The organism is Vibrio sp. TRT 2004 (assembly GCF_050113735.1).
Taxonomy (GTDB): Bacteria; Pseudomonadota; Gammaproteobacteria; order Enterobacterales; family Vibrionaceae; genus Vibrio.
This window is the reverse complement of sequence record NZ_JBNJOH010000003.1, coordinates 97,777-111,758: the sequence shown is the minus strand read 5'-3', so window position 1 is coordinate 111,758 and position 13,982 is coordinate 97,777. Positions and strand designations below refer to the sequence as shown.

The 13,982-nt window shown below is 45.7% G+C and carries 7 protein-coding genes; 3 read left to right on the top strand and 4 right to left on the bottom strand.

The genetic code is table 11. The annotated features are described in order from the left end of the window. Positions 1-227 precede the first annotated feature (227 nt). The gene (tolC, locus tag ACQEXR_RS02350; RefSeq protein ID WP_426950736.1) at positions 228-1,556 is read left to right on the top strand and encodes an outer membrane channel protein TolC; all 1,329 of its coding nucleotides are present in this window, start codon (positions 228-230) and stop codon (positions 1,554-1,556) included. A 68-nt stretch (positions 1,557-1,624) separates the two neighbouring features. Here the strand turns inward: tolC and ACQEXR_RS02345 are convergent, their stop codons facing one another. From ACQEXR_RS02345 to ACQEXR_RS02330, 4 genes are all read right to left on the bottom strand, one after another. Further along, on the bottom strand, positions 1,625-2,071 hold the full coding sequence (locus tag ACQEXR_RS02345) for a hypothetical protein (RefSeq protein WP_269376574.1): 447 nt from the start codon (positions 2,069-2,071) through the stop codon (positions 1,625-1,627). Positions 2,072-2,076: 5 nt separating this feature from the next. Further along, positions 2,077-4,434 carry an aerobic respiration two-component sensor histidine kinase ArcB gene (gene arcB / locus ACQEXR_RS02340; protein ID WP_426950734.1) on the bottom strand — a complete coding sequence of 786 codons (2,358 nt, stop codon included), beginning with the start codon at positions 4,432-4,434 and terminating at the stop codon, positions 2,077-2,079. An 82-nt stretch (positions 4,435-4,516) separates the two neighbouring features. Then, complete coding sequence (locus ACQEXR_RS02335) at positions 4,517-6,265, bottom strand: diguanylate cyclase domain-containing protein (protein ID WP_426950733.1); 1,749 nt, start codon at positions 6,263-6,265, stop codon at positions 4,517-4,519. Positions 6,266-6,324: 59 nt separating this feature from the next. Next, positions 6,325-7,272 carry a TIGR01212 family radical SAM protein gene (locus ACQEXR_RS02330; protein WP_331416207.1) on the bottom strand — a complete coding sequence of 316 codons (948 nt, stop codon included), beginning with the start codon at positions 7,270-7,272 and terminating at the stop codon, positions 6,325-6,327. Between the two features lie 531 nt (positions 7,273-7,803). Between ACQEXR_RS02330 and gltB the strand changes: the two genes are divergently transcribed. Both gltB and ACQEXR_RS02320 read left to right on the top strand, forming a co-directional pair. Further along, on the top strand, positions 7,804-12,351 hold the full coding sequence (gene gltB / locus ACQEXR_RS02325; RefSeq protein WP_426950731.1) for a glutamate synthase large subunit: 4,548 nt from the start codon (positions 7,804-7,806) through the stop codon (positions 12,349-12,351). Then, a complete protein-coding gene (locus ACQEXR_RS02320) occupies positions 12,351-13,820 on the top strand; it encodes a glutamate synthase subunit beta (RefSeq protein ID WP_426950729.1) in 1,470 nt (489 codons plus the stop codon). Before gltB ends, ACQEXR_RS02320 begins: the two co-directional genes overlap by 1 nt. Positions 13,821-13,982: the final 162 nt, after the last annotated feature.

Sequence of the window (13,982 nt, the reverse complement as noted above, 5' to 3'; positions counted from 1 at the left end):
CCTCTCTGAGTGAATCTTATAGTTTACTCAGACCTAAGCGTAACTTCCAAGGACGTGGCTCAACTTTTCATACAATTTTTGCAGTTTAATTTAAATTGATGAATTATATTTATTGCACAGCTGGATAGTTAAGTGTAAAACTTTGCAAAGTTTTCGAGTGAATTGCCATCAATTGAGTTAAACTCTTGATGACTAATATTTTTCGTTTTTTGGCAGGAATTGAACCTATGAAGAAACTGCTTCCACTAGTTATCAGTGCAGCACTAGGCAGCCTAAGTACTCACGCTTTCGCTGATACTCTGGCAGACATTTACAATCAAGCAAAAGAGAATGACCCAACGCTACTTAGTGCCGCAGCCCAGCGTGATGCTGCCTTTGAAGCCGTGACCTCTAGCCGTGCAACACTTCTACCACAAATTAATTTGACTGCTGGTTACAACCTAACACGTGGCGACACGGATTTGGACGCGGGTAGTACTATTGACAACGATAAGAATGCGCTAACAGCTGGCATCAACTTCTCGCAAGAACTTTACCAACGTTCTAGCTGGGTTGCTCTGGATGTGTCTGAAAAATCAGCACGCCAAGCAGATGCGTCTTATGCCGCAGCACAACAAGCTTTGATTCTGCGTGTTTCGACCGCGTACTTTGATGTATTGCGTGCACAAGACAACCTAGAGTTTGTTCAGGCAGAGAAAGCAGCGGTTGGCCGTCAGTTAGAGCAAACGAAGCAACGTTTTGAGGTTGGGCTTTCAGCAATCACTGACGTACATGACGCTCAAGCACAGTACGACGCAGTACTCGCTGATGAAGTATTGGCACAAAACAGCCTAGTCAACAGCTACGAAGGTCTGCGTGAAATTACCGGTCAAGAGCACTCGAATCTTGATGTTCTTGATACTAAGCGTTTCTCAGCAAGTAAGACATCTACGGCAATTGATGCACTAGTGAACGAAGCCCAAGAGAAAAACTTAAGCTTGCTATCTGCACGTATCGCGCAAGACGTAGCCAAAGACAACATTTCGCTAGCCAGTTCAGGACACCTACCATCGCTAACACTTGATGGTGGATACAACTACGGCGATATTTCAGACAGCATCAGCTCAAACGGCACAACCAATAACTTCAACATTGGCGTCAATCTGAATGTGCCACTATACACAGGTGGCAACATTAGCTCGCAAACTAAACAGGCTGAATACAGCTATGTTGCAGCAAGCCAAGATCTTGAAGCTGCTTACCGTAGTGTTGTGAAAGATGTTCGCGCATTCAACAACAACATCAGCGCATCAATTGGTGCTCTACGTGCTTACGAGCAGACCGTTGTCTCGGCACAATCAGCCCTTGAAGCAACAGAAGCGGGGTTTGATGTTGGTACACGTACCATTGTTGACGTTCTAGATTCTACTCGTCGTCTATATGATGCCAATAAGAGCCTATCTAACGCTCGTTACGATTACATTCTAAGTGTGCTTCAGCTACGTCAAGCCGTTGGTACACTGAGTGAGCAAGACATCCTCGATGTTAATGCTGGTCTCAAGACGGCGAGCAAATAACATACTAATCATTCGATAAAAAAGGCTTGCTCCCTTGGAGCAAGCCTTTTTATTTCTATCTGTCTGCGTTAGTAGACGGTATCTATCTTGACGTTTTTCTCGACTAACCAATCCACTTTGTCTTCGCGTTTGATATGCAATGCCACGTCAACTGGTTGGTCCAAATCGAGGGGAATTTGCCATACAAACACCACTTCCCACTGGTTCTGATTATGGGTGCGAAGTTCGAGTAAATCCCCGTCGATAATCCAGCTCTGATCACCTTGCTGAATAGACACGCTTTCAACATCTAGCTCCGCTGGTAACGGTTTGTCAGATTCTAAATAGAGCGCACCATGTAGAGTACTGTCTTGCACTTCGCCAATGGTGGGCATCTTATTGATCCAAAGATTACTTTTGAGTACTACAGTGGTATCGGCGAATTCCAACTGGTTGCCTTGCTCCCAGCCTACAGGTTGTGAAGTACAGCCCACCATTAACGCCACACCAAGTGAGAGTGCTGCTAACTTTTTCATTTGATTCACCTTTGTCGTTCCGAGTGGTGTTGTAACCATTCTTTCAAGATATGAATATCATTGTCATACTCATTCTTTATTTCTTCAACCCAATCGTCGATGTTTTCCCACCAAGTTGGAAAATCTGGCGACTGCGCTTTCTGCGCCACGCTCTGAATATGCTTTAATCCAATAGAGCCTGCGGCTCCTTTAATTTTGTGAGCCTCTGAAACTATACCTTCCTGATGCTTGGCGACCATGTTTGAGTCCAACACTTGCAAGTACTCTGGCATCATCTCTTCAAACATCTCAATGCTGCTAAGTACAGGCTCTGGCCCAACAATACTGACATAGGACTCAAGCATATCTAGGTCAAGTATACGAGAATAGATCTCCCCACCTTCGGCGATCACTTCGGGCTCGACGGTTTGATACTTGGTTTGCTCCACCTCTCCTTGAGTAAACTTAGCCAGAACCTCTTGCACCGCAGTCACTGAAAGAGGTTTACTGATCGCATCATCCATCCCTTTATCAAGGTACTCTTGTTTGTTCTTGAGGACATTGGCCGTCAAGGCTACCAATGGCGGCAGATCCGAGTATGTGCGTCTAAAGTATTCTGCAACATCAAACCCGGTCATGTCTGGTAGCTGGATATCTAGGAACACCAAGTCGTAAATTTCAGGATCAAACATTTCCATCGCTTCCATACCTGTCATGGCAACTGAAACTTCATGTCCCATACTCTCTAGCAGTGAACGAGCAACCGTAATATTGAGCTCAATATCCTCAACCATAAAGATATTGAGTTCTTGCGATGGTGCAGCCACTGATGATAAAGACTCTTCAACTTCTGCCAATGGCACACTGATAGTGACGGTGAAAGTACTGCCAAATCCCTCTTCACTCGAGACGGTAATATCGCCGTTCATCATATTGATTAGCTGCTTTGACACAGCAAGACCGATACCTGTTCCGACTGCATGGAGGTTGTCTTTCCCAGACTTGACCTGATAGTACATGGCAAAGATTTTTTCGAGCTCAGCATCTGGGATACCGATACCGCTATCCTCTATCTCCATCGTAATATGAGCGTGTTGGTCTTCTATCTCAGAGCTGACCGTCATCACCACCCCTCCCTCTTTGGTAAACTTCATCGCATTGCTGACGAGGTTCCAAAGTACCTGACGGAGACGAGTCGCATCGACTTCAATCGCACTAGGCAGTTCGCTCAGACGTTCCAGATCAAAGCGCAGCCCTTTCTGCGACGCCATCAATGCAGAGATGCTCTCCATCTCTGCGACAAATTCTTCAAAATTAAGTGTCGATGGATAAAGTTCGAGTTTGCGGCGGTCGAACTTGTCCATATCAATAATGTCGTTGAAGATGTTACCCAAGGTAATTGCACTGACATTAATGGTCTGCATATGGTTACGCTGCTCTTCGGTAAGCTGAGTATCAAGCAGCATTCGACTCAAACCAACGATACCGTTAAGGGGGGTGCGCAGCTCATGACTGATCGTCGATATAAATGTTGTTTTATCTCGGCTGGCTTTTTCTAGCGATTCTTCATGGCGCTTACGCTCTGTGATATCACGACCAAAGCCCACCAGACCTAAGTGACGGCCCTCTTTGCTGTAGAAAGGAACTTTACGCAATTCGAAATAGTTTTTACGTCCATCAGGATACTCAAGCCACTGCTCATAAGTTAGTGCTTGATTATCAGAGAAAACTTTCTGGTCTGTATCAACAATTTGTTGAGCGACTTCCTTGCTGTAAACATCCCAAGGTGTCAGACCGACCAGTTGACTCTCTTTCTTACCCGTCAGCTCTTCCATTGCTCGGTTACAGCCGGAGAAAACGCCCTCTGCGTTGCGGTAGTAAATAAGGTCAGGAGAAGCATCAATAAACGAACGTAGCAGTGCGGTTCTCTCCGCCAATTCGACCTGTGTTTTCTCACGCTGGTAGACCTCATTCTCAAGGTCTTTCATCGCTTCTTCACGCGCTTCTTCAGCTTTAATACGCTCTTCAATTTCTTGATTAAGCTTGGCAATGTTTTGTTGAAGCTTGTGGTTGAGTTCCTGATCTCGTGAACGCATATCTTTCAATTTCGAGACAAGCTTGGAGAGACGTTGGCGCGATTCTTCCAATTGATCGACAACCACCGATAGAAAATACACCGCCCAAGGAGTAATTAATAAGCCAAAGAAAACTGAGCGTACGATGTCGATGTCATCGACGTGCCCACTTAAAACAAGAGTAATTCCGACTTGGACAACAACAGCAAGTGCCACCAAGGCCAAAGCAAGAAGAATAGAAAAACGCAGGATGCCCAGTTTGACTAACAAATCGACATAATACTGAGCAAGATTTTTAATCGGCTTCATCGAGAACTCCGCACGGTAACAGTCGTTAAATATTACCTGTTTTCACTACCGACAGCTAAAGGAATCCTTACAACAAAAAGTGCTAATTCTCTGATGTGTGATGCACACAGGTCTGATTGCGACCGTTGGCTTTTGCTTGGTACAAAGCACTGTCAGCCAAAGCGATAATCGTTTCGCTGCTGGTCATCGGTTTAGGCACAATCGAAACAAGACCAATACTGGTCGTGATCTGGTTGGATACCTCAGATTTCTGATGCTCTAGAGCAAGTTCAGCCACACCTTCATGAATACGCTGAGCCACTAACAGTGCGCCTTCTGTGGTGGTATTTGGCAAGATGAAGCCGAACTCTTCTCCGCCATAACGAGCCACACAATCACTTGAGCGGGTAAGCACTTTCTTAAAGACTTCCCCCACTTTGATCAGTGCTTCATCACCGCGTTGATGACCATAAAAGTCGTTGTAACCTTTAAAGTAATCAATATCACACAAGATAATCGTAAGTGGCTGCTGCTCGCGGATATGGAGATACCAAAGTGTTTCAAGTTGTTCATCAAAGCGACGACGGTTTGAAATCTGAGTCAATCCATCAATAAAGCTCAGACGCTCTAACTCTTGATTGGCCTCTTCCAGTTTTTGTTCCGCTAAGTAACGCTCTGAAACATCACGAGCCATGATCAGTACGCCATTGGTTCCAGAAGCAGGGTCTCTGAATGGAGATTTCACCACGTCGTACCAAATATATGCACCGTTACTGCTGATCATGCGATCGATATAGCGCAACGACTTACCTTCATAAAGCACCTTTTTATCCGTTTCTGATAGTCGTTCGTAGCTATCATTAGGGATTACATCCTGCAGACGCTTACCAATCAAATCATCAACGTCAGCAATTCCTAACGCTTTCACAAACGGCTGATTACATGCTTGATAGACCATGTTTTCATTAAAGATACCGATAGAATCCGGGCTTGATTCGAGGATGTTTTGTAAGATCGTGTCGCGTTGTGCTAGCGCGACTTCAGTATCTCGGCGCTTCTCCATCTCGTCGCGCAAGTTTTTCTGCATATCGTGCCAATCCGTCACATCGTGGCTAATACACAGTGTGCCTAGCTTTTCTCCATCAGATGACAGCAAGATATTCTGGTAACTTTCGAGCAGGCAGCTACGGCCATCTGGAGTCACTGTCCAACGCCTTTGACTTGCCCGCCCCTTAATCACACCTTGGATATCGGCAGTTCCCTCTTCTTCGCGATTATGCCAAAAGCGCTGAAACGCTCGGTTAGTTGAGATGATCTGGCCGTCATTGTTCTTGATAAAGACCAACTCAGACAAGTTGTCGAACGCACTTTTGATCATTGAAAGTGAATTGATCTCTTTCTTTAGTTCTTGATCGGTCAAATGATGCGGAGAGAAATAGAGTAACCAAGTTGCACGGCGGCGAAACAGAGTTTTATGCCCAGAGACATCAAGTTTAATCGCTCTGGTTTGCGAAATAGGCCAGCTCAACATATGTGAAGAGAAACGCGAACCGGTAAACGACGAGGGAATAGAAAGCAGAAACTGAGGTGTCACTAAATCTGGTAACATAAAGCTCTTACCCACTTTACGCACCCCTAAAACTTGGGTCGCGGCTGGGTTAGCAAGCATTAATTCACCAGTTTTACTGTCAATTAACAGTAATGCGTTGGGCGTTGTCTCAAGTAGTTCAATCAGGTGCGCCTGATTTTTCGCATAAATAGCTATTGCTGCAAAAATAGCAAGTAGGATGACAACAAAGTCAAAACCGTGCCCGCGGGTAGAGTCCCACAACCAAACTAATACTTGCTCCATTTATAACTCTGACTCAATGAATAATCTTTATAAGGGTACAAAAGATATCAGCTTATTGCTTAATTATCAGCCTTTAATATCGGCCTTGTGTATTCAAATGGTTGATTTATCAAAGAGCCTTGCGCCCCTAACTGGTGTAGAGAACGACCGATTTGAGTCATGGCTAACCAACGGTTTTCACACCATAAAGGTGCCAATAACGTAGGTCTACGTGCTGCTGAAGAGACACGGTGATACACCACTTCGGGAGGTGTCATACGTATTAGCTCACTGGCAATCGACACGTATTCTTGGAGCTCTGGAGCTGACAACTTGCCCGCTTTCCATGCTTTCGCCATGGTGCTGCCTTCAACAATATGAAGACCATGAAGTTTAATGCCGTCCGTGCCAACCGCCAATACTTGCTTCATTGTCGCGATATTGTCTTCACGTGTTTCTCTGGGTAAGCCCACAATCAGGTGCGTACAAACTTTGATGCCAAGTGCGCGTGCACGTCGAGTAATCTCAGCATAACATTCGAAATCATGGCCTCGGTTGATGCGCTTTAGCGTCTGATTGTTTGCCGTTTGTAAACCGAGCTCCAGCCAGATTTCGTACCCTTGTTCGACGTAATTTGCCAACAGTTCTAGGACGGCATCAGGAACACAGTCAGGACGAGTCCCTACGCACAATCCCACAATGTCAGCCGCTTTCAATGCTTGCTCGTACATGTTTTTAAGAACCTGTACTTCGGCATAAGTACTTGTATAAGCCTGAAAATAGGCAAGGTAGCGCTTGGCTCGAGCAATCTCTCCAGCTCGATCGATTAACTGCTCATGGATAGTTTTTATTTGCGCGGCTTCATCAGCGAACGAAGCGACATTGCAAAATGTGCATCCACCACGGCCAATCGTGCCGTCTCGATTTGGGCAGCTGAACCCACCATGCAGTGTCAGTTTATGAACTTTTTCCCCGTACCTTCTCTGTAAGTCTTGTCCAATAGTGTTGACCAGCTCGTGAAGTTGCATTTTTACCCTTGCCTAAAACGAAATAAATATCATTAAGATCTATGTAATTTAATTACAATATTGAAAGCAATTTGGGAATAAATGTAACGTTTTCAAACGGGGTTGTTGTTATGCAAAGTCAATAAACATGCAGAAATAATGTGCCTCAAGCCAATTGTTAAGCAAAAGTTAAACATAATATCAATTTATAACGCAAAAAATCTGGGCAACAAGCACGACTTTTGATTGCATTTTGTGCTGAGTAAATTGTAGGATACTTACAGATTTTGCTGCATTTTGTGTTTTTTATTACATTAAAATTTGGCAAAACATCGGTGAACTCCTACTCCTACCTATATAAATCACTAGATTGTGATACAAAAAAACTGGATTTCACCAAGGATTGTTTTTCTCGCCATATTTTTCAGCGAGAGACGGAATGGAATCAAAGTCGCCAGCTAGGCTGACTTCGAATCATAAAAATAAAGGACAGGACGTAGAACTAGTTTCGACTAGCCCAATTGCGCCTATTTGAACTGGAAGGATGTATCCATGGTAGATAGAGAGCAAACTTCACAAGGTCTGTACACTCCTGAATTGGAGCATGACGCTTGTGGTATCGGTTTTGTTGCTCACTTAAAAAACCGTAAATCGCACGAAGTAGTTACGCAAGCTCTTGATATGCTTGCAAGGATGGAGCACCGTGGTGGTCAAGGATGTGATCCTTGCTCAGGTGATGGCGCTGGTATCTTGCTACAAAAACCACACGAATTTCTGTTAGAAGAAGCCGTTAAGCTTGGTATCAAGCTGCCTTCTTTCGAGAAATACGGCGTTGGTGTGGTGCTTTTCCCAAAAGACGAACACAAACGCGCGCAATGTCGCGATATCCTAGAACGTAATGCTAAACGTCTAGAGCTCGATGTTATCGGCTATCGTGTCTTGCCGACAGACAACTCAATGATCGGTGCTGACCCTTTAAGCACTGAACCGCAATTCGAACACGTATTCATCTCTGGTGGTCCTGGCATCACGCCTGAAGAGCTAGAGCGTAAGTTGTACGTACTGCGTAACTACACAGTTCGAGTCTGTCTAGAAAGTGTCTCTAACATTGGTGATGATTTCTACATCAACTCAATGTCATACAAAACACTTGTCTACAAAGGTCAGTTGACAACAGAGCAAGTACCACAGTACTTCCTCGATCTACAGAATCCAACGATGGTGACAGCACTTGCGCTGGTTCACTCTCGTTTCTCAACCAACACTTTCCCGAAATGGCGCTTAGCTCAACCTTTCCGTTACATCGCTCACAATGGTGAAATCAACACCGTTCGCGGTAACCTGAACTGGATGAAAGCACGCGAGGCGATCATCGAATCAGACCTGTTTACTCAAGCTGAAATCGATATGTTATTGCCTATCTGTCAGGAAGGTGCTTCCGACTCATCTAACTTCGACATGGCGCTAGAACTTCTGGTTCTTTCGGGTCGTAGCCTGCCACACGCATTGATGATGATGATTCCAGAAGCGTGGCAAGAAAACAAAAACATGGATCCAACTCGTCGTGCGTTTTACCAATACCATGCCAACGTCATGGAACCATGGGACGGCCCAGCTTCAGTCTGTTTCACAGACGGTGTTCAGGTAGGTGCAACTCTTGACCGTAACGGCCTTCGCCCTTCTCGCTACACAGTGACAAAAGATGATTTCTTAGTCATGGCGTCTGAGTCTGGTGTTGTGGATATTGCACCAGAAAACGTCGAATTCCGTGGTCGCCTACAACCGGGTCGTATCTTCGTTGCTGACCTAGAGCAAGGGCGTATTATTTCTGATGAAGAAGTAAAAGACGGCATTGCATCAGCACAGCCTTACGAGAAATGGGTAGCAGAGAATCTGCTCAGCCTGAAGAAACTGCCGGATGCGAGCAACGAATTCAGCCAACCGTCACCGGAAAAGCTTCTGCACAAGCAGCAAGCATTTGGCGTGAGCTCAGAAGAAGTGAACGAGATTATCGTTCCTATGGCTCGTGATGGTAAAGAGCCACTTTCGGCTATGGGTGCCGACTGGCCACTTGCGATCCTTTCGCACCAGTCGCAACACCTCTCAAACTACTTTAAACAGTTATTTGCTCAGGTAACTAACCCGCCTATCGACCCGATTCGTGAGCGTATGGTTATGTCTCTGAATACTTACCTAGGTAAGGATCAGAACCTTCTTGCCGAGTCACCACTGCACTGTCAAAAAGTTGAGCTTGAATCGCCAGTACTTTCAAACTCTGAGCTTGAAAAACTTCGTGCTATCGATAACGAGCACTTACAGGCTAAGACGTTAGATATCGTATTCCAAGCAAGTGAAGATGAAGGCAAGCTAGAGCGTGCACTGAAGCGTATCTGTCAATATGCAGAAGATGCCGTGATCGATGGTTACTCAATCATCTTGCTAACAGACCGCGCAGTAAACTCTAACCACGCAGCTATTCCAGCAATGCTCGCCGTTGGCGCTGTACACCATCACCTGATCCGTAAAGGTCTCCGTGCTAAGTGTGACATAGTTATCGAGACTGGTGATGCTCGTGAGACGCACCACTTTGCGACTCTGATTGGCTACGGTGCAAACGCAATCAACCCATACCTAGTTATTGAGACTATGGTTGAACTGCAACGCATCAAAAAACTGGATCCTGAAACCAACATTCGAGAACTGTTCGAGAACTACCGCAAATCGATCAACGGCGGTCTATTGAAGATCTTCTCGAAAATGGGTATTTCAACCTTGCAGTCGTACCACGGTGCACAAATATTTGAAGCTCTGGGTATCAGCAAGTCTGTTGTCGACAAGTACTTCACTGGTACGGTTTCGCGTATCCAAGGTCTTACTATTGATGACATCGCCAAAGAAGTGCTTGTACGTCATCGTATTGGCTTCCCAACACGTGAAATCCCTGTTCAAGTACTGGATGTTGGTGGTGTTTATCAGTGGAAACAGCGTGGTGAAAAACACCTGTTTAACCCTGAAACTATTTCACTGCTTCAACAATCAACTCGTAACAAAGACTATGTTCAGTTTAAGCAATATGCGAAAGCGGTTGATGATCAAGGCGATAACGCAGCAACGCTACGTAGCCAGCTCGATTTCGTTAAGAATCCAGCAGGTTCTATCCCGCTAGAAGAAGTGGAGCCGATTGAAAACATCCTTAAACGTTTTGCTACCGGTGCAATGTCATTTGGTTCGATCTCTTACGAGGCACACTCTACTCTCGCAGTCGCGATGAACCGCATTGGTGCTAAATCGAACTCAGGTGAAGGTGGTGAAGACCCTTCTCGTTTCGAGCGTAAAGAGAATGGTGATTGGGAGCGTTCAGCAATCAAACAGGTTGCTTCAGGTCGTTTCGGTGTGACGTCTTACTACCTAACTAACGCCGATGAGCTACAAATCAAGATGGCTCAAGGTGCTAAGCCGGGTGAAGGTGGTCAGCTACCAGGTGATAAGGTTGATGACTGGATTGGTGCGACTCGTCACTCCACACCAGGTGTTGGTCTAATCTCGCCACCTCCTCACCACGACATCTACTCAATTGAGGATTTGGCTCAGCTAATCTTTGATTTGAAAAACGCCAACCGTGCTGGCCGAGTTAACGTCAAGCTGGTATCAGAAGCCGGTGTAGGTACGATTGCCTCTGGTGTAGCGAAAGCGAAGGCGGATGTGGTTCTTATCGCTGGTTTTGACGGTGGTACAGGTGCATCACCAATGTCTTCGATTCGCCATACAGGTCTGCCTTGGGAACTGGGTCTAGCAGAAACACACCAGACACTGCTGAAAAACGGCCTACGTAACCGTATCGTAGTTCAGTCAGATGGTCAGATGAAAACACCTCGTGACCTAGCGGTAGCAACACTGCTTGGTGCTGAAGAATGGGGTATCGCGACAGCGGCACTGGTTGTTGAAGGTTGTATCATGATGCGTAAGTGTCATAAAAACACCTGTCCTGTTGGTATCGCAACTCAGAACAAGACCCTACGTGAACGTTTTGATGGTCGTGTTGAAGACGTCGTAACCTTCTTCCAATACATGGCAGAAGGCCTACGTGAAATCATGGCAGAGCTCGGTTTCCGCACCATCGATGAGATGGTTGGTCAATCTCACAAATTGAAAGTTCGCGAAGATATTGGTCACTGGAAATACAAGAACCTTGATCTATCTCCAGTACTGCACATTGAGCATGCGCGTGAAAACGATGGTGTCTTTAATCAGACTGAACAGAACCACAATTTAGAACAGGTTCTTGACCGCAAACTGATTCAAGCTGCAATCCCTGCGCTTGAGAAAGGCGAAGCCGTTAACGCTGAGTTCCCGATCATTAACACTGACCGTTCTGCTGGTACCATGCTATCGAATGAAATTTCGAAAGTGTACAAAGACCAAGGTTTACCAAAACCAATGAACGTTAAGTTCACCGGTTCTGCTGGCCAATCATTTGGTGCATTCCTAGCAAAAGGCGTGAAATTCGAGGTTGAAGGCGATGCGAACGACTACTGGGGTAAAGGCCTATCAGGCGGTACGCTGGTTCTTTACCCAGACTCGAAGTCAACCATCGTCGCTGAAGACAACATTGTAGTAGGTAACGTATGTTTCTACGGTGCAACTTCAGGTGAGTCATACATTCGTGGTATGGCTGGTGAACGTTTCTGTGTTCGTAACTCAGGTGCAAAAGTCGTTGTTGAAGGTATCGGTGACCACGGTTGTGAATACATGACTGGCGGTGTTGCTGTCATCCTAGGTTCAACAGGTCGTAACTTTGCAGCGGGTATGAGTGGCGGTGTCGCTTACGTTTGGGATAAGTCTGGTGACTTTGAAACTAAGCTGAACCCTGAACTTGTCGATCTAGATCCAATCGAAGCTGAAGATCGTGAACTACTAAAAGAGATGCTCACTAAGCAGGTTCAATTCACAGGAAGTGAAGTAGCGAAGTCTTTCCTCGACAACTTTGAAGCAAGCCTAGAAACCATGGTTAAGGTTATGCCGCGCGACTACAAAGCGGTACTTCAAAAGCGTAAGGCAGCCGCTGAACAAGCACAAACGGAACAAGTGGAGGCAGTATAATGGGTAAGCCTACTGGATTTTTAGAACATGGTCGTGAGCTTCCAAAGAAGCTCGACCCATCAGTTCGTATTGAAAACAACAAAGAATTCGTTCTAAACGAAGAGTTTGGCGACAAAATCAATACTCAGGCTTCTCGTTGTATGGATTGTGGTGTGCCTTTCTGTCACAACGGTTGTCCGATTGGTAACATCATCCCTGAGTTCAACGATGCGGTATACCGTGATAGCTGGGAAGAAGCATGGAACATCCTAAGTTCAACCAACAACTTCCCAGAGTTCACAGGTCGAGTATGTCCTGCCCCGTGTGAAAGTGCTTGTGTACTAGGTATCAACCAAGATCCAATCACTATCTGTAACATTGAGAAAACCATCGTCGAAACTGCGTACCGTGAAGGGTACGCAAAACCTAAAACGCCTCGTTCTCGCACTGGTAAAACGATCGCCATCATCGGTTCAGGCCCTGCAGGTCTAGCCGCAGCCGAGCAGCTCAACAGCGCAGGTCACTCTGTTACTGTATTTGAGCGTGATGAGAAAGTTGGTGGACTACTGCGTTTTGGTATCCCAGACTTCAAACTGGGTATGGATGTGATTGATCGCAAGATCAACCTGATGGCCGACGCAGGCGTTGAGTTCAAGGTCAATCAACATATCGGTGTTGACGTTAACGCTCAGCAACTACGTCAGGAGTTTGATGTTGTTCTGCTTACTGGCGGTTCAACGGTTCCTCGTGATTTGCCAGTACCAGGCCGTGAACTAAAAGGCGTTCACTTCGCGATGGAGTTCCTAGCTCAGAATAACCGCCGTGCTAACGACATGGATCTGAAAGGTGAAGAGATTCACGCTAAAGACAAGCATGTTGTCGTCATCGGTGGTGGTGATACCGGTTCTGACTGCGTGGGTACCTCAAACCGTCACAAAGCCGCGAGCGTAACTCAGGTAGAGATCATGCCGATCCCACCAGAAAAGCGCCCTGCAAATATGCCTTGGCCACAATACCCAATGATCATGAAAACAACCACTTCGCACGAAGAGGGCTGTCAACGTCATTGGAACATTTTGACCAAGGAATTTATTGGCAACGATAAAGGTGAAGTGACGGGTCTGCGTATTGCTGACATCGTGTGGCAAGATGCACAACCGGGTCAACGCCCAGAGTTTAAAGAAATTGCTAACTCAGAGCGTATCATCCCATGCGACATGGCATTCTTGGCTATGGGCTTCTTACATCCAGAGCCAAACGGTGTTTTGGCGCAGCTAGATGTTAAGCTAGATGAACGTGGTAACGTGGCGACCGACGGTTTTGCAACGAACCAAAAAGGTGTGTTTGCTGCCGGTGATATGCGTACAGGCCAATCTCTGGTTGTTCGCTGTATCAATGAAGGTCGTGAGTGTGCAATCGCTATTGATAGTTATCTAATGGGTAACTCAAATCTTGAAGCGAAAGCCGACTCACTAATGCTTTCCGCATAAAGCGAGCCACCTAGATGAAGAATTTTATTAGATTCTAGGTGGTTTAGAATAACCAATCATTCCTTCCAAACTTTTCCATTTGACCAGTACATTGTGCTGGTCTTTTTTATTTCCCTGACATTCAAATGTTGCAAACTTGTAACAATCAAAATTCTAACCAAC